General features: G+C 50.1%; 26 protein-coding genes and 1 pseudogene. 10 read left to right on the plus strand and 17 right to left on the minus strand.

Annotation, left to right across the window (positions count from 1 at the left end; translation table 11 throughout):
* Positions 1 to 6 precede the first annotated feature (6 nt).
* Positions 7 to 1239: a GGDEF domain-containing protein gene (locus G4551_RS12365; RefSeq protein ID WP_003840815.1), complete on the plus strand. Its 1233-nt coding sequence runs from the start codon at positions 7 to 9 to the stop codon at positions 1237 to 1239.
* Between the two features lie 12 nt (positions 1240 to 1251).
* Here G4551_RS12365 and smrA read toward each other — a convergent pair whose 3' ends face one another.
* The gene (gene smrA, locus G4551_RS12370; protein ID WP_003840813.1) at positions 1252 to 1815 is read right to left on the minus strand and encodes a DNA endonuclease SmrA; all 564 of its coding nucleotides are present in this window, start codon (positions 1813 to 1815) and stop codon (positions 1252 to 1254) included.
* A 225-nt stretch (positions 1816 to 2040) separates the two neighbouring features.
* Between smrA and ogt the strand changes: the two genes are divergently transcribed.
* The 3 genes from ogt to uspE all read left to right on the plus strand — a co-directional run bounded on the left by ogt (position 2041) and on the right by uspE (position 4605).
* Positions 2041 to 2556 (plus strand): methylated-DNA--[protein]-cysteine S-methyltransferase, encoded by a 516-nt coding sequence (gene ogt, locus G4551_RS12375; RefSeq protein ID WP_003840811.1) that lies wholly within the window; start codon positions 2041 to 2043, stop codon positions 2554 to 2556.
* 194 nt (positions 2557 to 2750) lie between these two features.
* Positions 2751 to 3503, plus strand: coding sequence for a fumarate/nitrate reduction transcriptional regulator Fnr (gene fnr / locus G4551_RS12380; RefSeq protein WP_003020397.1), 753 nt, complete (start codon positions 2751 to 2753; stop codon positions 3501 to 3503).
* 151 nt (positions 3504 to 3654) lie between these two features.
* Complete coding sequence (uspE, locus tag G4551_RS12385; protein WP_003840808.1) at positions 3655 to 4605, plus strand: universal stress protein UspE; 951 nt, start codon at positions 3655 to 3657, stop codon at positions 4603 to 4605.
* A 48-nt stretch (positions 4606 to 4653) separates the two neighbouring features.
* Here uspE and G4551_RS12390 read toward each other — a convergent pair whose 3' ends face one another.
* Positions 4654 to 4914 carry a DUF2534 family protein gene (locus tag G4551_RS12390; protein ID WP_003840806.1) on the minus strand — a complete coding sequence of 87 codons (261 nt, stop codon included), beginning with the start codon at positions 4912 to 4914 and terminating at the stop codon, positions 4654 to 4656.
* Positions 4915 to 5158: 244 nt separating this feature from the next.
* On the opposite strand from G4551_RS12390, the gene G4551_RS12395 reads away from it, so the two are divergent.
* The gene (locus G4551_RS12395) at positions 5159 to 6190 is read left to right on the plus strand and encodes a mechanosensitive ion channel family protein (RefSeq protein WP_003840804.1); all 1032 of its coding nucleotides are present in this window, start codon (positions 5159 to 5161) and stop codon (positions 6188 to 6190) included.
* 36 nt (positions 6191 to 6226) lie between these two features.
* On the opposite strand, the pseudogene G4551_RS12400 reads toward G4551_RS12395, so the two are convergent.
* Both G4551_RS12400 and G4551_RS12405 read right to left on the minus strand, forming a co-directional pair.
* A pseudogene (locus G4551_RS12400) lies at positions 6227 to 6700 on the minus strand (zinc-binding dehydrogenase); the annotation flags it as partial.
* 208 nt (positions 6701 to 6908) lie between these two features.
* Positions 6909 to 7292: a VOC family protein gene (locus G4551_RS12405; protein ID WP_003840800.1), complete on the minus strand. Its 384-nt coding sequence runs from the start codon at positions 7290 to 7292 to the stop codon at positions 6909 to 6911.
* 120 nt (positions 7293 to 7412) lie between these two features.
* On the opposite strand from G4551_RS12405, the gene G4551_RS12410 reads away from it, so the two are divergent.
* Positions 7413 to 8183 carry a DeoR/GlpR family DNA-binding transcription regulator gene (locus G4551_RS12410; protein ID WP_003840797.1) on the plus strand — a complete coding sequence of 257 codons (771 nt, stop codon included), beginning with the start codon at positions 7413 to 7415 and terminating at the stop codon, positions 8181 to 8183.
* A gap of 30 nt (positions 8184 to 8213) precedes the next feature.
* Here the strand turns inward: G4551_RS12410 and G4551_RS12415 are convergent, their stop codons facing one another.
* The gene (locus G4551_RS12415) at positions 8214 to 8465 is read right to left on the minus strand and encodes a Rho-binding antiterminator (protein ID WP_003840796.1); all 252 of its coding nucleotides are present in this window, start codon (positions 8463 to 8465) and stop codon (positions 8214 to 8216) included.
* A gap of 66 nt (positions 8466 to 8531) precedes the next feature.
* Positions 8532 to 8762, minus strand: coding sequence for a glutaredoxin family protein (locus tag G4551_RS12420; protein WP_003840793.1), 231 nt, complete (start codon positions 8760 to 8762; stop codon positions 8532 to 8534).
* A gap of 114 nt (positions 8763 to 8876) precedes the next feature.
* On the opposite strand from G4551_RS12420, the gene G4551_RS12425 reads away from it, so the two are divergent.
* A complete protein-coding gene (locus G4551_RS12425; protein ID WP_003840791.1) occupies positions 8877 to 9440 on the plus strand; it encodes a MarR family winged helix-turn-helix transcriptional regulator in 564 nt (187 codons plus the stop codon).
* A 37-nt stretch (positions 9441 to 9477) separates the two neighbouring features.
* On the opposite strand, the gene mppA is transcribed toward G4551_RS12425, so the two are convergent.
* The gene (gene mppA, locus G4551_RS12430; RefSeq protein ID WP_003840789.1) at positions 9478 to 11091 is read right to left on the minus strand and encodes a murein tripeptide ABC transporter substrate-binding protein MppA; all 1614 of its coding nucleotides are present in this window, start codon (positions 11089 to 11091) and stop codon (positions 9478 to 9480) included.
* Between the two features lie 184 nt (positions 11092 to 11275).
* Here mppA and mpaA point away from each other — a divergent pair, with 184 nt between their 5' ends.
* Positions 11276 to 12004: a murein tripeptide amidase MpaA gene (gene mpaA, locus G4551_RS12435; protein WP_003840786.1), complete on the plus strand. Its 729-nt coding sequence runs from the start codon at positions 11276 to 11278 to the stop codon at positions 12002 to 12004.
* Here mpaA and ycjG read toward each other — a convergent pair.
* Positions 11979 to 12944 carry an L-Ala-D/L-Glu epimerase gene (gene ycjG / locus G4551_RS12440; protein WP_003840784.1) on the minus strand — a complete coding sequence of 322 codons (966 nt, stop codon included), beginning with the start codon at positions 12942 to 12944 and terminating at the stop codon, positions 11979 to 11981. The two genes, mpaA and ycjG, sit on opposite strands and share 26 nt — an antisense overlap.
* Positions 12945 to 13059: 115 nt before the next feature.
* Between ycjG and tpx the strand changes: the two genes are divergently transcribed.
* Positions 13060 to 13566, plus strand: a complete 507-nt coding sequence (tpx, locus tag G4551_RS12445) for a thiol peroxidase (protein WP_003020437.1) — start codon at positions 13060 to 13062, stop codon at positions 13564 to 13566.
* Between the two features lie 53 nt (positions 13567 to 13619).
* Here tpx and tyrR read toward each other — a convergent pair whose 3' ends face one another.
* The 4 genes from tyrR to pspE all read right to left on the minus strand — a co-directional run bounded on the left by tyrR (position 13620) and on the right by pspE (position 18227).
* Positions 13620 to 15164, minus strand: coding sequence for a transcriptional regulator TyrR (gene tyrR, locus G4551_RS12450; protein ID WP_003840780.1), 1545 nt, complete (start codon positions 15162 to 15164; stop codon positions 13620 to 13622).
* Between the two features lie 147 nt (positions 15165 to 15311).
* Positions 15312 to 16373, minus strand: coding sequence for a YcjF family protein (locus G4551_RS12455; RefSeq protein WP_003840778.1), 1062 nt, complete (start codon positions 16371 to 16373; stop codon positions 15312 to 15314).
* Positions 16370 to 17767: a YcjX family GTP-binding protein gene (locus G4551_RS12460; protein WP_003840776.1), complete on the minus strand. Its 1398-nt coding sequence runs from the start codon at positions 17765 to 17767 to the stop codon at positions 16370 to 16372. Before G4551_RS12460 ends, G4551_RS12455 begins: the two co-directional genes overlap by 4 nt.
* 142 nt (positions 17768 to 17909) lie before the next feature.
* The gene (gene pspE / locus G4551_RS12465) at positions 17910 to 18227 is read right to left on the minus strand and encodes a thiosulfate sulfurtransferase PspE (RefSeq protein ID WP_003020447.1); all 318 of its coding nucleotides are present in this window, start codon (positions 18225 to 18227) and stop codon (positions 17910 to 17912) included.
* Between the two features lie 228 nt (positions 18228 to 18455).
* Here pspE and G4551_RS12470 point away from each other — a divergent pair, with 228 nt between their 5' ends.
* Entirely contained in the window at positions 18456 to 19466 is a 1011-nt protein-coding gene (locus G4551_RS12470) for a LacI family DNA-binding transcriptional regulator (RefSeq protein WP_003840773.1), read from the plus strand.
* A gap of 32 nt (positions 19467 to 19498) precedes the next feature.
* On the opposite strand, the gene G4551_RS12475 is transcribed toward G4551_RS12470, so the two are convergent.
* The 5 genes from G4551_RS12475 to G4551_RS12495 all read right to left on the minus strand — a co-directional run bounded on the left by G4551_RS12475 (position 19499) and on the right by G4551_RS12495 (position 25558).
* Positions 19499 to 20404, minus strand: a complete 906-nt coding sequence (locus tag G4551_RS12475; RefSeq protein ID WP_003840770.1) for an OmpG family monomeric porin — start codon at positions 20402 to 20404, stop codon at positions 19499 to 19501.
* Between the two features lie 67 nt (positions 20405 to 20471).
* Entirely contained in the window at positions 20472 to 21554 is a 1083-nt protein-coding gene (locus G4551_RS12480; protein WP_003840768.1) for an ABC transporter ATP-binding protein, read from the minus strand.
* Between the two features lie 10 nt (positions 21555 to 21564).
* Entirely contained in the window at positions 21565 to 22233 is a 669-nt protein-coding gene (gene pgmB, locus G4551_RS12485; protein WP_003840766.1) for a beta-phosphoglucomutase, read from the minus strand.
* Positions 22230 to 24506 (minus strand): glycoside hydrolase family 65 protein, encoded by a 2277-nt coding sequence (locus G4551_RS12490; protein ID WP_003840764.1) that lies wholly within the window; start codon positions 24504 to 24506, stop codon positions 22230 to 22232. The genes pgmB and G4551_RS12490 overlap by 4 nt, the downstream gene beginning before the upstream one ends.
* On the minus strand, positions 24503 to 25558 hold the full coding sequence (locus G4551_RS12495; protein ID WP_003840761.1) for a Gfo/Idh/MocA family protein: 1056 nt from the start codon (positions 25556 to 25558) through the stop codon (positions 24503 to 24505). Before G4551_RS12495 ends, G4551_RS12490 begins: the two co-directional genes overlap by 4 nt.
* Between the last annotated feature and the right edge of the window lie 10 nt (positions 25559 to 25568).

The raw sequence follows: 25568 nt of genomic DNA on the forward strand, positions 1-25568 counted from the left end.
TTATCGATGAGCACAACCGAGCTGCATTCACTGGATTTATTAACCTTTCCGGTGTGGATTGTTTTGCCACATACCGAAGAGCTGGTGTTCGCTAATAACGTTGCACGGGAGCTAATGCAGGGTCTCTGTTTTTCCCCGCTCCGCAAGGGAACATTTTCAACGCATGCTCAAAATGACTTAACCATGTATCTCAGCGACTTGCGAAATCATCACCATGTAGTGGAAATTCTCACGGTTTACCGCGACGGTGAAGAGATTGCGATGGCAAGTCGCCTTTCCATTAAACCCCTGCCTGGCATGGGTGAAGTCATCCTTTTCGAAGGCATTGAGACGCCTACTGCACAAGGTCTGAAAGCGAGCCGTTCAGCAACCTATCAGCGGAAAAAGCAGGGATTTTATGCACGCTTCTTCCAGACTAATTCCGCGCCAATGTTACTTATTGATCCGTCACGCGATGGGTTGATCGTGGATGCAAACCTCAGTGCGCTCAATTTTTATGGATACACTCATGATGTGATGTGTCAGAAACATACATGGGAAATCAATATGCTGGGCCGCCATATACTTCCAGTGATGCATGAAATCGCCCATCTGCCCGGCGGCCATAAACCTTTGCATTTTGTCCATAAACTGGCTGATGGGACTTCCCGTCATGTGCAAACCTACGCCGGACCGATCGAAATTTACGGTAATAAACTGATGTTGTGCATTATTCATGACATTACCGAACAAAAGCGGCTGGAACAGGAGCTGGAGCGTGCGGCCCTGCGAGATGTTTTAACGGGATTACTTAACCGCCGACATTTTTATCAGGTAACCGAGCCGGAGCAGACGCAAGCGATATCATTGACGCAGGACTACAGCCTGTTGTTGATCGATACGGATCGCTTTAAAAGCATTAACGATCTGTTTGGCCATTTAAAAGGCGACGAAGTGCTTTGTGCTCTGGCACGCACCCTGGAATCCTGTGCGCGAAAAGACGATCTTATTTTTCGCTGGGGTGGTGAAGAGTTTGTGCTGCTCCTGCCGCGAACGTCGCTGGATGTCGCTCTCAACCTAGCAGAAGTGATCCGTGCAACAGTGGCAAAGGTGACTCTCCCTGGCCTTCCCCGCTTTACCGTCAGCATTGGTGTAGCACGGCACGAAACAAATGAAAGTATCGATGAGTTATTCAAACGTGTTGACGACGCGTTGTACAAAGCCAAGAACGAAGGCAGGAACAGAGTGCTGGCCGCCTGATGTTTACGTCGTTCAGCGACTACGTTTAGCGTGACGCTCCCAGTTATCCTGTTTTGCCTGCGCGGTTTTACGCAATGCCACATAGCATGCCCCGCTGCCGCCGTGATGCGGCAGTGCGGCGCAATATGCTTGCACGTCCTCAAATTCCGTCAACCAGCGCGCTACGTAGCTGCGAATGATATTGGCATGAGAATTATCGTCACGTCCCTTGCCGTGTATCACCAGCACATTACGCAACCCTTCTTGCTGCGCCTGCAGAATAAAGCTAAAGAGCATCTGACGACATGTTTCAACAGGTTGGCGAATAAGATTAAGACTCGCCTGCTGCGGATATTTTCCGTTTCGCAGCTTGTCAGTCACACCGTTCTGTAAACCTTCGCGACGAAACTCGAGCGGCACACTTAACGGGACAATATCGAGAAATCCTGTCGAGAGAAAATTATCCAGTTGAAGCGTATCGATACGCGCCGGAGGACGAAGATTGCGCATGGGCTGCCAGTATACATCGGTATGGCTTTTCAGCGGTTGAACATCCCCCATAGCGTCAAGAAACAACGATGCATCATCAAGGTTCATGTTTCATCCTCCAGCGTATTGCGACGGGCATTATCATAACCGCGCACTATTATACCGACAACTATACCGGTAACGGTTTACGGTTATTTCCAATAATTAACCGGATCCGTCGCGCTGAACCGATCTACTCACGACAAGTTGATATCCATTTTTAGAGGTATAGCTGCGACGGTCACTGGCGTGATAATGTGTAGCCTCGCCTGAATGCTGTAATGAGAGAAACGGATGCTTAACTTACTGGAAGACACCATCGACACGCCGCTGGGCCCGCTGTGGGTTATTTGTGATGAGCAATTTCGCCTGCGCGCAGTGGAATGGGATCAGCACAGCGATCGCATGGAACAATTGCTGGATATTCATTACCGCACAGAAGGTTATCAGCGCATTACCGCCAAAAACCCAGGTGGATTAAGCGACAAACTCGCTGAGTATTTTGCCGGAAACCTCAGCATCATTGACACGCTGGAAACGGCAACCGCTGGGACGCCTTTCCAGCGTGAAGTCTGGCAAGCGTTACGCACTATCCCCTGCGGGCAGGTCATGCATTATGGTCAACTGGCCGAACAGTTGGGACGCCCCGGTGCTGCAAGAGCCGTCGGCGCAGCTAATGGCTCCAATCCAATAAGCATTGTGGTCCCCTGTCATCGCGTCATTGGACGTAACGGCACCATGACCGGATATGCCGGTGGCGTACAACGAAAAGAGTGGTTATTGCGTCACGAAGGTTATTTGCTACTCTAGATTCCAGGCAATTAATGCCTTATCCATCACACTTCCGCATAATGCGATCCCAAATTAATTGTGGTTAATCAAGCAGATACAAATATTCACTCCAGTTATGCTTGAATTATTCTCTCTTGGGAGTAGCTCAGGCTTACGTGCTCACCAAAAAGATGTTAAAATTGACAAATATCAATTACGGCTTGAGCAGACCTATGATCCCGGAAAAGCGAATTATACGGCGCATTCAGTCTGGCGGTTGTGCTATCCATTGCCAGGATTGCAGCATCAGCCAGCTTTGCATCCCGTTCACACTTAACGAGCATGAGCTTGACCAGCTCGATAACATCATCGAGCGCAAAAAGCCTATCCAAAAGGGGCAGACGCTCTTTAAAGCAGGTGATGAGCTTAAATCACTCTATGCTATCCGCTCCGGAACGATTAAAAGCTATACCATTACCGAACAAGGCGATGAGCAGATTACTGGCTTCCATCTGGCGGGCGATCTGGTCGGTTTTGACGCGATTGGCAGCGGACATCACCCGAGCTTTGCTCAGGCGCTGGAAACCTCAATGGTATGCGAAATTCCTTTCGAAACCCTTGATGACCTGTCCGGCAAAATGCCAAATCTGCGTCAGCAGATGATGCGTCTGATGAGTGGCGAAATCAAAGGCGACCAGGATATGATCCTGTTGTTGTCGAAGAAAAATGCTGAAGAGCGCCTGGCGGCCTTTATCTACAATTTGTCTCGTCGCTTTGCCCAGCGTGGATTCTCGCCTCGTGAATTCCGCCTGACCATGACCCGTGGCGACATCGGTAACTACCTCGGTCTGACGGTTGAAACCATCAGCCGCCTGCTGGGTCGTTTCCAGAAAAGCGGTATGCTGGCGGTGAAAGGCAAATACATCACTATTGAGAATAGCGACGCGCTGGCAGTTCTTGCTGGCCATACGCGTAACGTAGCGTAATCTTTCCGCAAGCATCTCTGTTATCCTTCTGTCAAATCGCTAAATTATCCCGATTTATTGATCTGGCAGGAGGTTATTCCCTGTTTCAAACCACATTATTGGGTTACTCTTTTAGTTACAAACTGCGATGACAGTTGTAAGGAGACCCTGTATGGCTATGTATAAAAATATGCTGGTCGTCATCGACCCGAACCAGGACGATCAACCAGCATTACGGCGAGCTGTTTATTTGCATCAACGGATTGGTGGCAAAATTAAAGCCTTTTTGCCGATCTATGACTTTTCCTATGAGATGACTACCCTGCTGTCGCCCGATGAGCGTACGGCAATGCGTCAGGGGGTTATCAGCCAGCGAACTGCATGGATACGTGAACAAGCGAAATACTATATCGAAGCAGGGATCCCTCTGGAGATTAAAGTGGTCTGGCATAACCGACCCTTTGAAGCCATTATCCAGGAAGTCATCAGCGCCAAGCATGACCTGGTCCTCAAGATGGCGCACCAACACGACCGCCTCGAAGCCGTAATATTTACGCCAACCGACTGGCATTTATTGCGTAAATGTCCAAGTCCGGTATGGATGGTGAAAGACCAACCATGGCCTGAAGGGGGTAAAGCACTGGTTGCAGTAAACCTCGCCAGTGAAGAGGCTTATCACAACGCGCTCAATGAAAAACTGGTCAAAGAGACGCTACAGCTTGCAGAACAGGTTAACCATACCGAAGTGCATCTGGTAGGCGCCTACCCTGTTACGCCAATCAACATCGCGATTGAACTGCCTGAATTTGATCCCAGCGTTTATAACGACGCAATCCGTGGACAGCATCTGCTGGCCATGAAGGCGCTACGCCAGAAATTCAGTATTGATGAGAAAGTGACGCACGTTGAAAAAGGCTTACCTGAAGAGGTCATTCCTGATTTAGCCGAGCACCTACAGGCAGGTATTGTGGTATTGGGGACCGTCGGACGTACCGGTATTTCTGCCGCGTTCCTAGGTAATACTGCGGAACAGGTTATCGATCATCTACGCTGTGACCTGCTGGTCATCAAGCCAGATGAATATCAGACGCCAGTGGAACTGGACGACGAAGAAGACGATTAACCACATAATAAAATGCCGGATGGCGATATCATCCGGCATTTTAAACGCCTAGTGTTGCTTCTCGCCGCCGAGAAAATAGATACCAAGCGGGATAGCCAACAGAATCGTAAACACCATGCTGTAGACACAAATCATTGCAGATTGAATGGCATACATTGAAGCGGTCCAGTCGGATAGCGGAATGTCATACTGTTCAATAACGCCGCCGATCGTCGCGCGCGTCACGACCGACGCTGCGATAATAAACACTCCAAGCAGGCACAACAAAAATTTCCGTCCCTTCGCTGTTTTCAGCTTAGCCATGATCATAGTACTGTCCTTTTGCAGATGAAAACCTTGTTACTTTGCGCTAACAATATCATGACATCAACTGACTGTCTGCTACATAAACCGCATACTGGGTTGACGTCAGCACTATTTCGCTGAAAATAACGCTGATTGCATTATTTATCTCTCCTTTTGATTAATGATCTGACCGCCCTAACTGAGTAAAATATCTGGGGATTAAGATGTCAGATGATATTTAGATAACATGGAGTTGCCAGGAAGAATCATGATCGCTGAACTGTTTATGAATAATGCGTTTAATTTGACGGTAATTCTCAGCTGCTGTGCCGCGCTGGTCCTGATGAGCGTCTGGTATCATCGTGGAGAGCGTCGCTGCAAAGGATTCATATTTCATGCCGCACAATTTTTTGTCTATGCCATTATCATTGGGACGTTTGGCAGCATTGCTAATAACGTTATCGAAAGTTACAGCCTGAAATTTATCTCCCCCAGCGTGGTCGACTTTATCTGCACCTCATTGATTGCGTTAATCCTGACCATCAAACTTTTTCTGGTGATTAATCAGTTTGAAAAGACGCAGATTAATAAAGGCAGAGATATCACCAGCGCGAGGATCCTGTCGCGTATCATCAAAATTACCATCGTGGTTGCCATCATTTTACTGTATGGCGAACACTTCGGTATGAGCTTATCCGGCCTGTTAACCTTTGGCGGCATTGGCGGTATCGCTGTGGGTATGGCGGGGAAAGATATTCTGAGCAACTTCTTCTCAGGTATTATGCTCTATTTCGACAGACCGTTTAGCATCGGCGACTGGATCCGCTCCCCGGACCGCAATATTGAAGGCACAGTGGCCGAAATTGGCTGGCGAATGACTAAAATAAACACCTTCGACCATCGTCCGTTGTATGTGCCAAACTCGATTTTCTCCTCCATCAGCGTAGAAAACCCAGGGCGCATGACCAACCGGCGTATTAAAACGGTGATCGGGTTACGATATGAGGATGCCGATAAAGTCGGTGCTGTTGTCGAGTCGGTCAGAGAAATGCTGCAAAACCATCCAGGAATAGACCAGAAACAAACTCTGTTGGTCTATTTTAATGAATTTGCCGATTCATCGTTGAATATCATGGTGTATTGCTTCACGAAAACCACCGTCTGGAAGGAATGGCTCGCGGTACAGCAAGACGTTTATTTAAAGATTATCACGATAGTCCAGGCAAATGGTGCCGACTTTGCGTTCCCCAGCCAGACGCTGTATATGGATAATCCTGAAGCATCGCCGTTGACACACTAACAAAAAAAGACGCGGAAATCCGCGTCTTTTTTGTACTTATTTCAATGAGGCAATATCAATTACAAAGCGGTATTTCACATCGCTTTTCAACATCCGCTGCCAGGCATGATTAATATCCTGAATATTGATCACTTCGACATCGGCGGTAATACCATGCTGACCACAAAAATCGAGCATCTCTTGCGTTTCGGCAATACCGCCTATAACTGAACCCGCCACATACCTACGTCCAAGGATCAGGGGAACCGTATTCAGAAACGGATCCAACGCACCGAGATAACCAACCAGCACCAGCGTACCGCTTAGTGCCAGGGTTGGGATATACGGGTTCAGGTCATGAACGTAGGGCACAGTATCGATAATCAGATCAAACTGATTCGCTGTCGCTTTCATCTGCTCACTGTCAGTGGAAAGCACAACATGACTGGCACCCAAACGTCTGGCATCAGCTTCTTTGCCCGGTGAACGCGTAAACAGCGTAACTTCCGCGCCCAGTGCATTTGCAAGTTTGTTGAGCGTGAGTCCCGCATCCAGTTGGTATTGCATATTCGACTCTCCAGAGCGGTGGCAACATTGCACCACCGGGGGCTGAAAACAGTAAAATTATAGAGACTCGACGTGTCGGTGATTAGAGAGGAAAAGAAGGACAAACTTATGAGCTGAGCTCATCAATAATAAGCAGCAGGTACTCTTTATTTGCAGGTTACTGATTGATGACTTACGCCACAATCTCGATTAAATTGCCGTCAGGATCTTTTATCACCGCTTCGTAATAACCATCGCCCGTAGTGCGCGGACCTGAGACTAATATCCCCTGTTTCTGCGCTTGCATTGCAACGGCATCAACATTTTCATTGCCGCCAACAGAAATGGCGAGGTGTACCCATCCGCAACAATTATTGTCAGGTTGCTGCCCGACAAGACCCGGTTTGGTCATTAACTCAATTGCAATATCCTCGCCAATTTTGACAAAATAAGATTCAAACCCAGGGTTGGTTTTACTGCAGTATTTCTCGTTGATCTTACCGTCAAAAAATGAGACCCAGAAGCGAGCTTGCTGCTCGAGATTCTGTGTCCATAACGCCATATGCGCAATTTTCATAGCTTACCTCTTTCCGTTGTATCCAGAATAGTACGGTCCCTGTAAGGGATGTTGACATCGTTAATCATAATGCACGATCATGCACTTTATTGCTCGATGTTTATTTTACCTGGAGTATCTATGCTCGATTACGCCGCATTTCCGGAACAGCGCCAGGCGCTTATCTATCAGATCCTGCAAGAAAACGGCAGAGTCATTTGTTCTGAACTCGCGAACCGATTAGGTGTTTCTGAACATACAATTCGTCGTGACTTGCATGAATTGAGCAAAGATGGCGTGTGCAAGAAGGTCTATGGTGGCGCGGTAATTGCACTCCCTGAATCCGAAGACATTGCCGTGCGCAAGGGTATTAATGTGGCCAAAAAGAGCAACATCGCGCAGCGATGTGCCAGACTGGTCAAATCCGGAAGCTGTATTTTTATCGACACGGGTAGCACCAATCTGGCGATGGCAGAAGCTCTGCCCGCCGAACTGGCGTTAACCGTGGTGACAAATTCACCGGAGATTGCCGCCGTTTTGCTAAAAAAACCGCTGTTTGAGGTCATTATGCTGGGCGGCGCGGTACAGAGATCTTCTGGCGGGTGTGTGGGAGCTTCCGCCATCGCACAAGTGCAGGACATTTTATTCGATCAGGGATTTATTGGCGGCTGTGCGATGTCGCCTGAATCCGGCTTAACGGGGTTTGATTACACGGATTGTGAGTTCAAAAAAGCGGTGATCAAACAATGTAATGAAACTATCGTCGCGCTAACCGCTGAAAAAATCCCAGCCGTCGCCCGATATGTCGTTACCGAAAGCAGCAATATTGATGTGATTGTTGTAGAGGACAACATCAGCAAAGAGTACGCCACAGCATTCCAGGCGCACGACATTCGGATTTATACCGTCTAACCGCGGCAGGCTCTCTGAAAACTTACTGTGCTAAACGTCGCTCCTGGCGTCAGCGCGGTGATAGCTGACAGACAATCCAGACGGATTTTTTTGCTGATTTTCAGATTGCCCCACTACCAGAAATTCTTCTTTTTCCACGGTGGTACACGTCGTCAACGCTTTAGCATCAAAACATGTGCCATCCGTTAGTTCAATGCGCAACCAATAGTGGTACATGCAGGCGATTTCCAGATAATCATGAAGATCGCAATCTATCGGGTGATACTCTTCGGTCGTGTTCATCGCGTTACCTTCCCCAACGTCTTGTATATTCGGGAAATCGCCAACGCAACTTCCCGAACTATCCAGCTATTTCAACGCTTCAATGGGAGCGCCAAAATTAATATGCAGCACATTGCCGTCAATCACCAGCGCCGGAACAGATTTCACGCCAGCCACTTCAGCCTCGGCAACCCGATCAGGATGCTCTCCCAGATGAACCAAATCGATTTCAACATCCGCAGACAAGTGCTGCAGAAGAGCTTGTTCTGCGGAAACACAAACCGGGCAACCTGCATGATAGAAACGAGCTTTAGTCATGATACATCTCCTTTAGATTATAGTATCGATTCGATACTATAATTTATAGTACGTTGCTTTTATTCTTTGTCAATATAGTTTTCAATCGATACTATATGCCGAGGAGGATTTGTTATGACCGACATGTCACTTTTCGACGTACTTGACCGGCTTTCCAGCCTGACACGGATGTGGTTTCGCCAGCATCCTTTACTGGTGGATCTCCAGCCAGTACAACTTAGTGCGTTAATGTATCTGGCCCGTTGTAACCGTTATTCCAATACGCCGCTTGGCGTGACAGACTACCTTGGTCTCACCAAAGGTACCGTGTCGCAATCGCTGAAGCTGTTGGAAAACAAAGGGTTGATTGTTCGCAAACCGGATGACCGTGATAAACGTAGCGTCCATCTACACTTAAGTGAGTCGGCCAATACCTTATTGGAAGCCCTGCTGCCCCCCACGTTTTTAGTGGAGGGTGAATCGGCAATGGGTGAACGGGCGAGCGTACTCAGAGAGCTGCTGTTAGAACTGTTACGCGGGATCCAGAGGACCAACAATGTGCCTGGCTTTGGTCTTTGCCATAGCTGTCGGTTCCACCAAAAAATTGACGGCCAGGGATTTTGTAATCTGACGAAAGAGAGATTAAGTGAAGAAGACTCGTTGCTGATTTGCCGTGAGCATCAACCGCCGGAAACGTAGAATGGCTGATGCAAAATCACACCAGCCATTATCTCTGTCAGTGCTTAACGATATACATTGTGCGGCTATAGGCCACATCTTCAGGGTTAGTAATCGGATACCCTTTTAGCCACGGTTTAATTAAACGCCCGTTGGTATACTGATAAATCGGCGCAATAGGTGCCTGTTCCATCAGAATCTTCTCCGCAGCGTTATAATCGGCATTGCGCGCTTTTTCTGTATTCTCCAGAGTAGCCTGAGTCAACACTTTATCGTATGCCGGATTATTAAAGCGGGAGATATTGCCCGTATGGGTCGATGTTAATAATGACAGGAACGTAGAAGGCTCATTGTAGTCGCCCACCCAGGAGGCACGGATCACATCAAAATTACCGGTATTACGGCTGTCGATATACGTTTTCCACTCCTGGTTCTGCAGTTTCACGTCAACACCGAGGTTTTTCTTCCACATAGAAGCCACTGCGATAGCAATCTTCTGATGATTTTCTGAGGTGTTGTACAGCAGCGTCAGTTTAAGCGGTTTCTGTGGACCATAGCCCGCCGCACGCAGCAGCGTTTTCGCCTGCGCATTCAATTCTTCCTGACTCATTTGCTCAAACGGTGAAGGTTCCGGCACAAATCCTGCCGTTACATCCGGCGTAAAATGCCATGCTGGCTTCTCACCGGTACCCAGCACCTTCTCCGCCATCAGGCGACGATCGATAGTCATGCTGAGCGCCAGACGCACGCGTGAATCGGCAGTCGGTCCCTTCTGGGTATTAAAGGCATAATAATAAGTACCAAGCTGCGGCGGGGTGTAAACCTGACCCGGGATATCCTTCAACAGTTTCTGGTACATATTTTTCGGGAAGGATTCTGTGATATCAATATCACCAGCAAGATAGCGCTTGGTCGCTGCCGATTCCTGGTTAATTGGCAGGAAGGTAACTTTTTGCAGCACTGTTTTGGCGTTGTCCCAATAATGCGTGTTCGGGACAACTTCCAGTTTTTCGTTCACGACGCGATTTTTTAGCACATAGGCGCCGTTACCAATCAGGTTACCCGGTTTGGTCCACTCTTTGCCGCTCTCAACGTTGGCTTTTTGTACCGGATAAAATGCAAAACTCGCCGTCAGATTGGCAAACCAGGGCAGCGGTTTATCCAGTTGAACTTTCAATGTCCGTGCATCGACAGCACTAACGCCAAGTTTATCAGGCGTGGCTTTGCCATCGATAATAGCCTGAGCATTATTAATGCCCGCCAGCGCAGCAAACCAGGCAAACGGCGACAGCGTTTTTGGATCAACCAGACGCTGCCAGCTGTAGACAAAATCCTGCGCCGTTACGGGCGTACCATCCGCCCATTGCGCATTGTCGCGCAGCGTAAACGTCCAGATGCGGTTATCGTTACTCTTCCACTGGGTAGCGACGCCAGGTACGATCTCACCCTTCTCATTCTGGTTGACCAGCCCTTCAAATAAATCACGAATTACCTGAATCTCAGGGAGCCCGACGGCCTTTGCCGGATCAAGCGACGCCGGTTCGTCTTTTATATGACGCACCAGTTCTTGTTTCTCTGCCAGTACCGTTCCGCTGGGAACATCAGCAGCCCAGGATAAAGAAATGCTGCTAACCAACAACGCACAACAGGTTACTGAAACAGAATGCTGCATAAGATACCCTCGATTCCGGCTACTAAGTGAATGTGTAATTATTTGTATCGCCAGCAGGAAATGCAATTAACTTCCGACAAGAAAGTGATATTACACCTGAAAAGATAAGTGTGTGAAAACGATTTGATTATCCATACATTTTGCACAACACTGCGAGTAACAATCCAAGCATTCAGAGATGACTATGACCGTTACCCGTCCCCGTGCCGAGCGCGGCGCATTCCCACCTGGAACCGAACATTACGGACGTTCATTGTTAGGCGCACCGCTAATCTGGTTTCCTGCACTGGCAGCCGATCGTGAAAGCGGCCTGATACTGGCGGGAACGCACGGCGACGAAAACTCCTCGGTAGTTACCCTTTCCTGCGCATTGCGTACGCTTAACCCTTCCCTGCGTCGCCATCATGTGGTGCTAGCCGTAAACCCTGACGGTTGCCAGCTTGGGCTGCGCGCAAATGCGAACGGCATCGATCTTAACCGTAACTTTCCCGCCGCAAACTGGAAAGCAGGCGAAACGGTGTATCGATGGAACAGTAGCGCAGAAGAGCGTGATGTGGTGTTGTTGACCGGCGATCATCCGGGCTCGGAACCAGAAACCCAGGCATTGTGTCAGCTTATTCACCGAATTCATCCCGCCTGGGTAGTCTCTTTTCACGATCCACTGGCCTGTATTGAAGATCCCAGAAGCAGCGAGCTGGGCGCGTGGCTGGCACAATCGTTTGAATTGCCTCTGGTCACCAGTGTAGGTTATGAAACGCCCGGCTCTTTTGGTAGCTGGTGCGCAGACCTAAATTTACACTGTATAACCGCCGAATTTCCGCCCATTTCATCAGATGAAGCGAGCGAAAAATACCTGCTGGCCATGTCCAATCTCCTGCGCTGGCACCCTAGAGATGGAGCTGCCCGGTCGTAAAATGCAGGGCTGGCACCGCATCGGTGGCAAGCCACGTTGGGCCATCAAGATCGGCAAAGCTAACCAGTGGCGTAAGGGGTAATGCCGCGCCGATCGCCCGGGAGGTACACAGCATGCAGCCCAGCATCAGCGCAAATCCCTGCTCGCGTGCTTCGGTTGCCAGCGCGAGCGCTTCCGTCAGGCCGCCTGTTTTGTCCAGTTTGATATTGACCATTTCATAGCGTCCGTGCAGCGCTTTCAGACTGCTACGGGTGTGGCAGCTTTCATCTGCGCAGATGGGCAGCGGATGTACAAAATTCTCCAGCGCGGCATCATCCTGCGCCGGCAGTGGCTGCTCCAGCATCGCAACCCCTAAATCAGCCAGCAACTGACAGCGTGCCGCAAGGCCTTCTGCCCGCCAGGATTCGTTGGCGTCGACAATAATCGTGGCGTCAGGAACAGCCGCACGAATGGCAACCATTCGCTCACTAATCAAGCGAGCATCCAGTTTAACTTTCAGCAATTTCGCGCCATTTTCCCACAGCGCAGCCGCGCTCGCAGCCATTTGTTCCGGCGAGCCAATCACTACGGTTTGCGCCGTAGTCACCACTTCCGCCAGTTCACTTCCCACTAATTCCGCCAGCGACTGCTGCTGTTGACGCGCGCTTAGATCCCACAACGCGCAATCCACGGCATTACGCGCTGCACCCGCTGGCAGCTGCTTTTGCAGCTCTTCACGCGTCATTCCGTTTTCCAGTTGTGGCGCAATGCTCATAATTTGCGCCAGCACTGAGGCATCGCTTTCACCGTAGCGCGGGTACGGTGTGCACTCGCCTATACCTGTGACGCCGTTTTCTTCCACTTCGACAACCACCACATGCGCTTCGGTCCGGCTCCCACGGGCAATGACAAAGGGAGTGTGCAGCGGCCAGGCTTCCTCATATACCTTAACTGTTCTCATTTGTTTTCCTTAATGCAGTCCCTGAAGCGGATATCCGCAAATAGCGTTTGCCGTGTTAACTGCTGATGGCATAAACTAGCCTCGACGTTAACTATATGTAAACAGGAAGATAACCATGTCACAAACCGTTCATTTCCAGGGCAACCCGGTTGCAGTTGCCGGCTCTATTCCTCAGGCTGGAAGCAAAGCTCAGGCTTTTACCCTTGTGGCTAAAGACCTGTCTGACGTTACGCTGGGCCAGTTCGCAGGCAAGCGCAAAGTGCTGAATATTTTCCCAAGCATCGATACCGGCGTTTGCGCGGCATCGGTACGTAAGTTTAACCAACTGGCGACAGAAATCGACAATACCGTCGTACTGTGCATCTCAGCCGACCTGCCATTCGCCCACTCTCGTTTTTGCGGCGCGGAAGGTCTGAGCAACGTTATCACGCTGTCCACCCTGCGCAACGCTGAATTCCTGAAAAACTACGGTGTTGAAATCGCTGAAGGCCCGCTGAAAGGCCTGGCCGCACGTGCCGTGGTCGTTATTGATGAAAATGATAACGTTGTTTTCAGCCAGCTGGTCAATGAAATCACCAACGAACCAGACTACACCGCTGCGCTGGACGTACTGAAAGCGTAAGCTGCGTCTTCATACAAAAATGCCTCCACATGGAGGCATTTTCATTTACGGCATTACTCTTCGCTTTTTTTCTGCTGGCTCAGTCCATACTCACGCAATTTGTTAGCAATCGCAGTATGCGAAACACCTAGGCGCTTGGCCAGCTTGCGCGTGCTGGGATAATTCATATACAGCTGCGTCAACACGGAGCGTTCAAAGCGGCTGGTGATTTCATCCAGCGACCCTTCCATCACCTCTTCTCCGACAGCAACCGTTGCCGCATCGTAATCCGGCAGCAAAATATCCTGTGGTCGCAGCTCATAGCCTTCTAGCTGGGTCAGAGCCCGGTAGATCGCATTTTTAAGCTGACGCACGTTGCCCGGCCAACCATAACGAGTTAGTACCGTGCTGAGATCTGCGGACAGTTTCGGACGCGGCACGCCCTGCTCGTCGGCAAAACGCGCCACAAACAGTTCGGTAAGCGGCATAATATCTTGTGGGCAATCGCGCAGCGGCGGCAGGTTTAGCGTTAGTACATTCAGACGATAATAGAGGTCTTCACGGAAAAGTCCTTTCTGCACCAGTTCCACAAGGTTCTTTTGCGTTGCGCAAATCACGCGAACATCAACATGAACTTCGTGATCTTCTCCCACACGACGGAACGTGCCGTCATTGAGAAAACGCAGCAATTTGGTCTGCATACGCGGCGACATTTCGCCAATTTCATCTAACAGAACCGAACCGCCATTCGCCTGCTCAAAGAAGCCTTTTTTACCTTCCGGCGCATGGCCAAACAGCTCGCTTTCAACCGCATCTTCAGGAATTGACGCGCAGTTCAGCGCCAGATACGGTTTCGACGCACGCGGACTTGCCAGGTGGCAGGCATGAGCAAAGAGATCTTTGCCGGTGCCGGTATTACCTGTAATCAGCAGCGGCGCGCTCAGCGTCGCCAGCTTGCGCGCCTGTTCCATCACGTGTTTCATTTTGGCGCTGACGGCAATAATCTGGCTAAACGCGCTGAGATCCTGCGTAGTCATATTTTGCAGCTGGCGTCCCATTCGGATAGTGGAGCGCAACATCACCACCGCACCGGTCAGCATCTGCTCCTGATTTTCGCCCTGCAAATGGACAGGCGTAATTTCCATCAGGAAATTCTGTCCGTTAATCACGACATGTTCGCTATGGGAATCCTGCGGATTGCTTTCCAGCCAGCGCTGGAAGTTAAACCCATTGATTAACTGGGCAGCGGTATGATTGCGCATCCGTTCCTGACTGTGGGCGAAAAGCTGACAGCTCGCAGGATTCGCCATCTCGATTTTGCTTTTCATATCCAGAGAAAGGACCGGTTCTGGTAGCGCCTCAAGCAGCGCGCTCAGCGCAAGATGTTCACGCTCTGAAGGCATCCAGGGTACAGTACGCACATCCGTAACGCCTGATATACGGCGGATTTCAGCCATCAGACTGCTGAAGTTGGTGAACTCCAGCTCCGCAAAATTAAGGTAAATTCGCCCGATGGGGTCAATCTCGATACCGCGTAAATCAATGCTTCTCAGCACCAGTAAATCGAGCAGTTCGCGGGTCAGACCAAGACGGTCTTCACAAAAGACTTCCAAACGCATAGGAACCTTCACCTGGACAAGGGATTATGTGTTAAATGATAAGCCAGTATTTGGTTTGCAGGAAGAACTCTGTCAACAAATATTGACAGCGAGCTGGAAAATTGGGCGCCGGGGCGTAAAGTTAAACGATCGGCGCCTGTTTTATAGTTAACTTTCGCGCGGAGATTTATTCTTTTGTAAGGTCTCTTTCACCTGACCAATCAGTTGGCGGCGGAAATCGCCCAGCCGTGGCTTATCATCATCGAACCACGGTAGCGGTCGGCATAGTTCCATGGCTTTGATACCCAGACGCGCCGTTAATAACCCCGCGCCAATGCCCTGAGCTGCACGCGTTGATAAGCGGGCGGCTAAATCCTGCGACATCCAGTCCATTCCTACTTCCCGCACCAGTTCACTGGCCCCGGCAAAAGCAATATTCAACAGCACCAGACGGAACAAACGCAGGCGGCTGTAATAACCCAGCTCAATGCCATACAGCGAAGCAATACGATTAATCAGCCGCAGATTGCGCCAGGCGATAAACGCCATATCCACCAGCGCCAGCGGACTGACGGCAATCATCAGTGTGGATTCTGCCGCTGAACGGCTAATCTCACGCCGGGCTTGCGCATCCAGAACCGGCTGCACCAGATGGGCGTACAGACTAACCACTTCACGATCGTTCTGCGTTTCATGAATTGAGGCATACCAGCGCTGCAATGCCGGATGAGACTGATCGATGCCCGCCTGCTGCGCCAGCTTTTCACAAAATGCACGGCCTTTTCCGGTTCCATGGCTGTGGAGCAGATCTCGCGCTTCATCGCGCTCGTGCGCACGCTGACGCAATCGCCATAGCCGACGCCATTCGGTCGCCACCGATCCAACCCCTGCACCGATAATCAATGCGCCTGCGGCACATCCTCCCAGCGCGACCCAATCCTGAGTCTGCCAGGCATTCATGGTCCACTGCACACCCTGAGCGACAACGCTCACGCCAAACAGCGCCAGGCCACCCATCACCATCTTACGCCACAGACTACGTTTAGGGCGAAGGGCCGCATCAATAACGGCTTCTGCCTGACCTTCGTCTTCCAGTGGTTCATCCACTGTCGCCGGAGAAAAAGTTTGCGCCTCCGTTTCGTTAAACATCTGCTGCGCTTTAAACGCCGCATTTTGTTCCACGTCCAGCGGACCTGAGAAATCGATACGCGGTTTTAACGGCTCGCTCATCGCAATTTATCTCCTATTAAAAACTCCAGCGCGGCATCAAGACGGATATGCGGTAAGGGCTTATCGACATCCATCACCTGCGGGCGAAACGCCTCAAACTGAAAGCCCTGGTTGTCCCAAAATGCCTGTCCAGGTAAACGCGCGGGCACTTCCCCCGGATAAACGGTTAGCGGTTCGCCATCGCTCAGACGATTACCACGCAGCGCGGGGATCTTTTCACCTTTCACATCGATAAGGCCGCTGGTGGTTGCCTGCACCGATGCCAGGCCCAGACAATCCATGCTGATACCTTCGAACGCAGCGTTTTGCCAGGCATCCTGGATCAACTGCTGTAAAAGCGACACCATATTGGCGTGCTGATCGACGGTGACATGGTCAGCTTTGGTGGCGGCAAACAGCAGTTTGTCGATCACCGGAGAAAACAGCCGACGAAACAGCGTGCGCTGTCCATAATGGAAACTTTGCATCAGTTGGGTCAGCGCCAGACGCATGTCGTTAAACGCCTGTGGCCCGCTGTTGAGCGGTTGCAGGCAATCGACCAGCACAATCTGACGATCAAAGCGCAGGAAGTGATTCTTATAAAATCCCTTCACGACTTTTTCACAGTAGTAATTAAACCTGTCGCGCAGCATGCCCGCATTGGTGTGTTTATCTGCCTGCGCCAGCTTCGATTCTCCCCAGGCATCGACGTCCGGCCACGGGAAGAATTGCAACGCAGGCGCGCCCGCCATATCTCCTGGCAGAACAAAACGGCCCGGCTGAATAAAGTGCAGTCCCTGCTGCTTGCATTGATGCAGATACTCCGTCCAGGCAGCAGCAATTTCCGCCAGACGGTTTTCGTCAGCAGGTGCCAGTGGATCCAGCCCGTGGTTTAACTGCCGCCATTTTGCCGACCATTCGCCACGCTGGCCCTGTAATAATCCGGTCATTTGCCGCGACCAGCCCAAATAATCCTGGGCCAGCATCGGTAAATCGAGCAGCCACTCCCCCGGATAATCGACGATTTCCAGGTACAGCGTGGAGGTGTCTTTAAAGTGGCGCAGTAATGAGTCATTAGACTTGTAACGCAGTGCCAGACGAATTTCACTCACACCGCGCGTTGGTGTCGGCCAGGTCGGCGGAGAGCCATACAGCTGCGCCAGTCCTTCATCATAGGTAAAGCGCGGAATACCAAAATCGCATTGTGGAACCCGTTTCACGCCAAGCAGACGCTCTTCGCGCACGCAACTGAGCAACGGCAAACGCGCACCGGCATGAATATTGAGTAACTGATTAACCATTGCGGTGATAAACGCCGTCTTACCACTCCGGCTAAGTCCGGTGACAGCCAGGCGCAAATGCCGGTCTACGCCACGATTAACCAGCGAATTGAATTCATTTTTAAGTCGCTTCATCGCCATCCCGTTTTGCTGAAGGAACCGAAGAAATTATAACAAACAGGAAGTAAAGATAGGGGTCAATTCTTACTTATCAACTACCTGAGCTGTATCAGGCGGCATTATTCTTACCGCCTGTAGCAGAATGAATGTGGGCGGTTTATTTATTCTCTACTTTAGGAAGCGCTATCTGATTGATGCCACCTTCGTTGGTCACCTGCGTGTAGCCCATTTCAGTCAGCATATCTTTCGCCTGCCCTGATTGACGCCCGGAGTTGCAATAGAGCTTCACGGTATCGTTCTTATCTGGAACTTCAGTTACGATACGCGCCTTGATCTCTTTTAACGGGATGTTGACAGCCCCTTGAATATGCTGCTGTTGGTACTGTTCAGGAACGCGAACATCAATCCAGTGCTCGGCAGCATAAACCGGCATGCCAATAACCAGTGCCAACGCTAATACGCTTTTCTTCAACATAATATCTTCCTGACTGATAGTTGGATTTAACCCTTACACTATACGCCAGTTCTTAAGAAAATATTGCGACCGCATTATCACCGTCCACACCCGTGGACGATTGTTCCTCAGCACGCACATAGTGCGGTTAGCCTTTTGATTTTCCAACTCGCATTCCGAGATTGTTGTCATTCGCCACTTAACTCCATAATATGTCCGCCATTGACTCTCGGACGGAGCTTGGGATCTATGTCTCCTACCATTTATGATATTGCACGAGCCGCTGGTGTATCAAAATCCACGGTATCGCGCGTGCTTAATAAGCAAACCAACATCTCGCCGGAGGCGCTTGAAAAGGTGCTGCGCGCAATTGATGAGTTACAGTATCAGCCTAATAAACTAGCTCGCGCGCTTACCTCTTCCGGGTTTGACGCAATAATGGTGATATCTACCCGTTCTGCAAAAACAACTGCCGGTAATCCGTTTTTCTCTGAAGTGTTGCATGCAATTACTGCCAAGGCTGAAGAAGTCGGTTTTGATGTCATATTACAGACGTCGCGAAGCACCGAAGATGATTTACAAAAATGTGAGAGCAAAATTAAGCAGAAGTTGATCAAAGGGATCATTATGCTGAGCTCTCCTGCCGATGAATCATTTTTTGCTCGGTTGGATAAATACAACGTCCCGGTTGTGGTTATCGGGAAGGTTGAAGGTGACTACACTAATGTCTATTCTGTAGACACCGATAATTATCGCGACAGTATTACGCTGACAAATGCGCTGATTGAGAGTGGCCACCGTAATATAGCCTGTTTGCATGCACCGCTTGACGTTCATGTTTCTATCGATCGCGTTAACGGTTATAAATCCAGCCTTCAGGCACATAATATTAAAATGCGCGATGAGTGGGTTATTGACGGGGGGTATACTCATGAAACCGCCCTACTTGCTTCTCGAAAATTACTTAGTCAGCAACCGTTACCCGATGCCGTATTTGCGACAGACAGCTTGAAGTTAATGAGTTTATATCGCGTAGCGGCCGAGAAAAACATTTCCATTCCAAAGCAACTTGCCGTTGTAGGCTATAGTAATGAGCTACTTTCTTTTATGCTCACACCAGTTCCTGGTGGAATTGATGTACCTACTCAGCAGTTGGGTGAACAAAGTTGTAATTTATTATTTAATCTGATTGCAGGTGAAAAAGGATTACAGAATATCACGGTGAGCACGCAAATATCATTGGCGGACTCACTGGTGTAAAAACAGGGGCATAATAATGCCCCTGTTCATTTTTAGAATGCGTAGTTCACGCCTATGCCAGCATAATGGAACCTGTCGCTTTCACCTTCGTCATGATCTTCCCATTCATAAGCATACTCCAGAGACATTGATAAACCGTTCTGGAAATCATACGCATACAATAAACCGAGGCGATTGAAATCATGGCCTTCGCGTTCAGGATCATCCTGCCAGTCCCAGTTTGACCAGCGATCAAGCCCGATACGGGTATACGGCGTCAGGGTTGTATTGCCGAAGGACAGAGGCAGATAAGCACGAATTTCCTGGGTTGAGAACTCACCATTATTACGCGAATCTGCCAGATTAAAGCCGCGTTCAAGGTAATAGTTGACCGTTAACCCTATTGTTTCGTTAAACGTATAATTCAACCCGCTCTCACTTTCGACGCGGCTATCAGAGTAGCCGGTGGTGCTCAAATCATTAACGAATTGATACATCGCAAACCAGCCGCTAAAGCGCAGGTCATCAGTAAGTTTAACATCCCAATCTGGCTGCACTTTCCAGCGCTGCATATTAGCTGTATCTTTTCCGGGTTCATTGACATAGTGATAACCGTAATTACGAAAGCCACCGGTCAGACCGAAATTAACATTCTCGCTTTCAAGGAATTGATAGCGGACTTCCAGTTCAGGGCGGTCAAACCACGTACCGCGCTTACCCTCGCTGTAATCAACCGGTCCTTCCTGGTAATAGGCCAGCGATATTTTCCACGGCCCATTGGACGCATTAAAATAGATGGACGGTTCAGCCAGTCCATCCATATCTTCGCCCTGACCTTCAACGTTTTCTATTTCGTACATAGCACCGATATTAAAGTGCCAGTCATTCTTTTCAGCAGCCTGCGCGCAGGCCATTCCCGCGCTCATAATCAGCGCAGTCGCGGACAGTAGGGTTTTCATTATTATTCCTTGTTAAAATACTCGCAAAAATGCCCCAAGGCGCGGGGGATTATTATCCCCCGGAATTTTATTGAATAGCCACTTCAGTTTCAGTATCAAAGAAATGGCATTTCGCCATATCAAAATGAATAGTGATGTTTTCTCCTGCGTGATAATCATTCACTGCCCCAGCACGGACCACTAACTCATGCCCCCCAACAATGGTATAAAGCATAAATTCAGCGCCAGTTAATTCTGCAACGCTAATTTTTGCCGGTACACTATTTTCATTATTAAGCTGCGGAAGTATATCTTCAGGGCGAATTCCCAGCGTGACCGCCTGATGTTCATAACCCTGTGCTTTTAATTGTGCTAATTTATTCTCTGGAATCGTTAATTTTAGTGTTTCAGTAACAAACTTATCACCGTCAATCGCGCCACGAATAAAGTTCATGGCCGGTGAGCCAATAAATCCTGCGACAAACATATTTGCTGGGTGGTTATAAACTGTTTTCGGCGCACCAACCTGCTGAACAATACCATCCTTCATAATCACAATACGCGTCGCCATCGTCATGGCTTCTGTTTGATCGTGGGTAACATATATCATGGTGGTATTGAGTTTCTGATGCAGCTTGCTGATTTCTGCCCGCATCTGTACGCGAAGTTTGGCATCGAGATTCGATAAGGGTTCATCCATCAGGAAGACCCCTGCCTCACGAACAATCGCACGCCCCAGTGCCACACGTTGACGCTGACCACCGGATAACGCACCCGGTTTACGTTGCAGATAATCGCGCAGGCCAAGGATTTGCGCCGCCCAGTTGACACGTTCCTCAATCACGACAGGGGCAATTTTCTGCATTTTCAGGCCAAACGCCATGTTGTCATAGACTGTCATGTGCGGGTACAACGCGTAGTTCTGAAAGACCATCGCAATGTTGCGCGATTTCGCCGGCACATCGTTCATCCGTTTACCGTCAATCAGCAGATCGCCACCGCTGATCTCCTCCAGACCGGCGATCATGCGCAACGTCGTTGACTTCCCACAGCCTGAAGGGCCAACAAAAACAATAAACTCTTTGTCTTCAATTTCCAGATTGAAGTCTTTAACGACGTGTACCTGGTTGTCGTAAATTTTTTGAATGTGTTGCAACGAAAGCTGTGCCATGTTGAATCCTTTACTTGTCGTGTTGCCAGAGAGCCGATAAGCACGGCCACGTCAGAAATTCGGTTGAAGGAAGTTGCAAGCTTGCTCCGTTCAGCCCCGTACCAATGCCAACAGAGAGCATGCCGCAGGCGTTGATCGCATCAATACCCGCCTGAGCATCTTCTATGCCAATGCACTGCTGCGGGTCAGCGCCAAGGCCCGCACAGGCTGCCAGAAAAATCTCCGGATCCGGTTTCGAGCGAGAAATTAGCGCGGCATCCGCACAGAAATCAAAATAAGACTTAAGATCAAGCGCTTGTAAAATCGCAGGGGCATTGAGCGACACAGAGGCCAGCCCCACCGGAATCAGCTCTTCCCGCAACGTCATCAGCAACTCACGTATTCCCGGCAATACCGAGTTCACCGTCAACTGGCGCAAAGAATGGACATATAGTCTGTTTTTTCTCTCGGCCAATTGTGCGCAAACCTCAGGTGTAAACTCCCCCGTTTTCCCGCCATATTGCAAAATACGCTGTAGCGATTCGCCGCGACTAATCCCTTTCAGGCTGTCATTAAATGCCTCGTCAATCGCAATCCCTATTTCACCGGCTACCTGCCGCCAGGCGAGAAAATGCAGATGTGCAGTGTCGGTAATCACGCCATCTAAATCAAAAATGATGGCCTGTGGTTTGAGGATCATTCATCACCCCTTTCTGTGGTAGCGGTCCCATAAATAGGCGAAATAATGGCGTCATTGCAGATAACTATCTCCCCCTGAAAAGAGATCTTTTCCCCTTTTACCCAAAGAGTAATCTGCTCGGCGCTGTTAATGCGGATTTCAGTTGCATTGATGGTTACCTGCAAATCGATACCCTGCCAGCGCAGTGGGAAAGACAGTGTTTGCCAATGTTCCGGTAATGCAGGGGCAAGATGTAACTCCCCATGGCGAACATTCACTCCGGCAAATCCCTGGATAGCGCCCAACCAGATTGCGCCCGTTGCCGCCGCATGAATACCATCATCGCAGCTGTGCGGGTCATCCCCGAGATCGATTAGCGAACCTTCGCGCCAAAACCGATACCCCTGAGCCGAATCACCACAACGCGCAGCCACAATCCCGTGAATCGCCTTACTCAAAGAGGAGTCGTGAATCGTACGTGGCTCGTAATAACGCAGGTTAGCCAGACAGGTTTGCGGACTAAATTGCTCCGGCAACATGTAGGTCAGCATCACGACATCAGCCTGTTTGAGAATTTGCATCTCATTGACTTCTGCACGGGAGTAATCGAGCAAAATGGTCTGCTTGCCCGCTTTGGCTTTATACTGCGACAGATCGATAACCGGTTTGTTCAGGAAGGTATCATCCTGAGGAAGCACGCCATCGGGCTGCACTTCCGGTCGCCAGAGATACTGTAAAAAATGCTCTGCGCGATGAATAAACGTGTCATCGCCACAGCCCAACCGACGGGCAAAACCCAGCGCCTGCTCTACGTTGTACCAGGCCATGTAGTTGGTGAACGCATTGTTGTTCACATGCTCAGTGTATTCATCCGGGCCAATCACATCGTGGATCTCTAAACGATCGTTGACCATGACAGCCCTGCTAATCCAGAACTTCGCCGTTTCCAGCAGCAGCGTCATGCCCTCTCGGGTCATGAAGTTTAGATCCCCTGTGACATGCCAGTAATTGATTACCGCCCAGGCAACATCCGCCACGAGGTGATGTTCAGCCTGTGCGGAGGCCACTTTTTGCCGCAGCCCGGTACGGATGTTGATCGCCGCGAATTCAGGCGTTTCCTCATCACCGCTGCGAGCGCTTTCCCACGGGAACAGCGCGCCTTGCCAACCGTTACGGCGGGCTTTCTCACGCGCGCCCGGCAAATTATGCCAGCGGTAACGCAATAGACCTCTCGCGGTTTTCGGTTCGGTAAACAAGTGAAACGGTAACAAAAAGACCTCAGTATCCCAGAAGATGTGGCCTTTATACCCTTCACCCGTCAGACCTTTGGCCGCAATACTGCTGCGCTCATCATGGTCTGGGGTCATCACACGCAGATGATAGAGGGCATAGTCCAGCGCGCGCTGATCGCTAATATCAGAACTGGTAACCTGAACGCGACGAGTTTGCCACCAGGCATGCCAGTTGGTGCTCGACTCAGCCAACAGAGCGTCATATCCCTGTTGCGAGCATGCTTCAATATTACGCAGCGACTGGCGTCCCCAGGTCTCAAGCGACAGGTTGCGTTCGCTCGTCCAGTCAACCCAACTCATTTTCGTCAGCGTGACGCGCTGCCCGGCTTGCGCCTGCACGGTGTTGTGTTGTAACAACCGACGTTCTTTCGCGGTGAAGCAGCGCTGCGCTGCGCCGTCGACGTCACAATATGAGGTGATCGCGATATCGTTGCGATTGTCCTGGGTTGTGTAAATGCCCTGCAGAAGATGCTGACCAAAGACTCTAATCTGTGTTTCATCCAGATGCTGACGGCCATGATTGGTGATCGTGGCATCAATACCGGTTGAGATACCAATGCTGGCATCGGCATCCAGTGGCGTTACGACCACTTCCATAGCAAACAGCGGCAGCTTCTGTGCCGAGACAAACCGCCGACTCTCAATAGCAAAACGCGCCCCGCCAGGTGCATGCCAGATAAACGCACGGCGCAATTCCCCGCTGGCAAAATCCAGTTCGCGATGCCAGCTTTCAATCACGCCGCTGGTTAGCGAGAAAATCTCGCCATTAAGCGTGATCTCCACTCCGACTACATCGGGTAGATTAACCAGTTCATTAATTTCGCCTTTACCCGCACGGTGATACAACCCAGCCAGATACATGCCACGAGTCTGTAAGGTGTAAGCTTCCTCGTGGCTGGCGCGAATTCCCATATACCCGTTACCGGTCGTCATGAGTGACGCATATTTATTCAGGCTATGTGGGCAAAAAGCCGGTTCAGTTAGCATTACTGGCTTCGTCATAAGTCTACGTAGGTCCCTGTTTCAGCCGATTGGTACAGTGCGGCAACCAGTTGTTGAATAACGACGCCCTGCTCTGCGTCAGCAATAGTGACAGGCTCGCCCTGGACATGGTTAACGAAGGCTTCCATGCTGCGATAATGACGGTTGTCATCAGCCATCTCGCGCGCAAGCAGCACGTCAAGCGCACCATCACGGTCGGTGTAAACCTGGGCCGGGAATAACGTCGCCCCCGCCAAATCGCCGCAGAAATTAACGTTCATAATCGATTGTTCAGGAATATTCAGCGCGAAAGAGGTTTCCAGGCGCAGGATACCGCCGTTATGAAATTCAATCGTGCCGAACAAAGAATCCTCCACGGTATATGTAGTGGGATCCCATTTCCCAAACTGACCGCTGTTTTTAATCGTGCCAATGCGTTGATAGCTGTGCGCGTTAACACGCTTTACCGCCGGGAACCCCAGCACATACATGGCGGCATCAAGCATATGAATACCGAGATCAATCAGCGGCCCGCCGCCCTGCAGTTCTTTGTTGGTAAACACTCCCCAGCCGGGCACGCCGCAGCGGCGCAAAGCGCGGACATTGGTGACATAGATTTCACCCAGAATACCGGCCATCACCTGCTCACGAAGCAGTTGCGTATCCAGCGCAAAACGATGATGAAAATCATAAGCCAGTACTTTTCCCACCCGACGCGCCGTTTTACACATTTCCAACGCCTCGTCTGGCGTCATTGCCGGAGGTTTCTCGCACATCACATGGCATCCAGCGTTCAATGCCAACATGGTGTGTTCATAATGAAAGCGATTGGGCGAGCAGATGCTGACGATATCTGGCTTAGCTTCGCGTAACATCGTTTGCGGATCGTCCCAAACCTGCGGATTACCGTATTTTTCTGCAAACAACCGCGCCTGTGACAGGCGGCTGTCGCAGACAGCCACCAGTTCCAGATCGTTGCGGGTGCAGTAGTACGAAGCATGAACTTTATCCGCCACCTGCCCGGCACCAATAATGGCGACACGTAACGGAGCGCTTGTCAGTGCACTTTTCACGGAAATCCTC

Origin of the sequence: Citrobacter freundii ATCC 8090 = MTCC 1658 = NBRC 12681 (assembly GCF_011064845.1) — a bacterium.
GTDB lineage: Bacteria > Pseudomonadota > Gammaproteobacteria > Enterobacterales > Enterobacteriaceae > Citrobacter > Citrobacter freundii.

Bases quoted from the DNA above. Each gene is read 5' to 3' on its own strand.
- G4551_RS12365 (WP_003840815.1), top strand. From the start codon at position 7: ATGAGCACAACCGAGCTGCATTCACTGGATTTATTAACCTTTCCGGTG.
- smrA (WP_003840813.1), bottom strand. From the start codon at position 1,815: ATGAACCTTGATGATGCATCGTTGTTTCTTGACGCTATGGGGGATGTT.
- ogt (WP_003840811.1), top strand. From the start codon at position 2,041: ATGCTTAACTTACTGGAAGACACCATCGACACGCCGCTGGGCCCGCTG.
- fnr (WP_003020397.1), top strand. From the start codon at position 2,751: ATGATCCCGGAAAAGCGAATTATACGGCGCATTCAGTCTGGCGGTTGT.
- uspE (WP_003840808.1), top strand. From the start codon at position 3,655: ATGGCTATGTATAAAAATATGCTGGTCGTCATCGACCCGAACCAGGAC.
- G4551_RS12390 (WP_003840806.1), bottom strand. From the start codon at position 4,914: ATGATCATGGCTAAGCTGAAAACAGCGAAGGGACGGAAATTTTTGTTG.
- G4551_RS12395 (WP_003840804.1), top strand. From the start codon at position 5,159: ATGATCGCTGAACTGTTTATGAATAATGCGTTTAATTTGACGGTAATT.
- G4551_RS12405 (WP_003840800.1), bottom strand. From the start codon at position 7,292: ATGAAAATTGCGCATATGGCGTTATGGACACAGAATCTCGAGCAGCAA.
- G4551_RS12410 (WP_003840797.1), top strand. From the start codon at position 7,413: ATGCTCGATTACGCCGCATTTCCGGAACAGCGCCAGGCGCTTATCTAT.
- G4551_RS12415 (WP_003840796.1), bottom strand. From the start codon at position 8,465: ATGAACACGACCGAAGAGTATCACCCGATAGATTGCGATCTTCATGAT.
- G4551_RS12420 (WP_003840793.1), bottom strand. From the start codon at position 8,762: ATGACTAAAGCTCGTTTCTATCATGCAGGTTGCCCGGTTTGTGTTTCC.
- G4551_RS12425 (WP_003840791.1), top strand. From the start codon at position 8,877: ATGACCGACATGTCACTTTTCGACGTACTTGACCGGCTTTCCAGCCTG.
- mppA (WP_003840789.1), bottom strand. From the start codon at position 11,091: ATGCAGCATTCTGTTTCAGTAACCTGTTGTGCGTTGTTGGTTAGCAGC.
- mpaA (WP_003840786.1), top strand. From the start codon at position 11,276: ATGACCGTTACCCGTCCCCGTGCCGAGCGCGGCGCATTCCCACCTGGA.
- ycjG (WP_003840784.1), bottom strand. From the start codon at position 12,944: ATGAGAACAGTTAAGGTATATGAGGAAGCCTGGCCGCTGCACACTCCC.
- tpx (WP_003020437.1), top strand. From the start codon at position 13,060: ATGTCACAAACCGTTCATTTCCAGGGCAACCCGGTTGCAGTTGCCGGC.
- tyrR (WP_003840780.1), bottom strand. From the start codon at position 15,164: ATGCGTTTGGAAGTCTTTTGTGAAGACCGTCTTGGTCTGACCCGCGAA.
- G4551_RS12455 (WP_003840778.1), bottom strand. From the start codon at position 16,373: ATGAGCGAGCCGTTAAAACCGCGTATCGATTTCTCAGGTCCGCTGGAC.
- G4551_RS12460 (WP_003840776.1), bottom strand. From the start codon at position 17,767: ATGAAGCGACTTAAAAATGAATTCAATTCGCTGGTTAATCGTGGCGTA.
- pspE (WP_003020447.1), bottom strand. From the start codon at position 18,227: ATGTTGAAGAAAAGCGTATTAGCGTTGGCACTGGTTATTGGCATGCCG.
- G4551_RS12470 (WP_003840773.1), top strand. From the start codon at position 18,456: ATGTCTCCTACCATTTATGATATTGCACGAGCCGCTGGTGTATCAAAA.
- G4551_RS12475 (WP_003840770.1), bottom strand. From the start codon at position 20,404: ATGAAAACCCTACTGTCCGCGACTGCGCTGATTATGAGCGCGGGAATG.
- G4551_RS12480 (WP_003840768.1), bottom strand. From the start codon at position 21,554: ATGGCACAGCTTTCGTTGCAACACATTCAAAAAATTTACGACAACCAG.
- pgmB (WP_003840766.1), bottom strand. From the start codon at position 22,233: ATGATCCTCAAACCACAGGCCATCATTTTTGATTTAGATGGCGTGATT.
- G4551_RS12490 (WP_003840764.1), bottom strand. From the start codon at position 24,506: ATGACGAAGCCAGTAATGCTAACTGAACCGGCTTTTTGCCCACATAGC.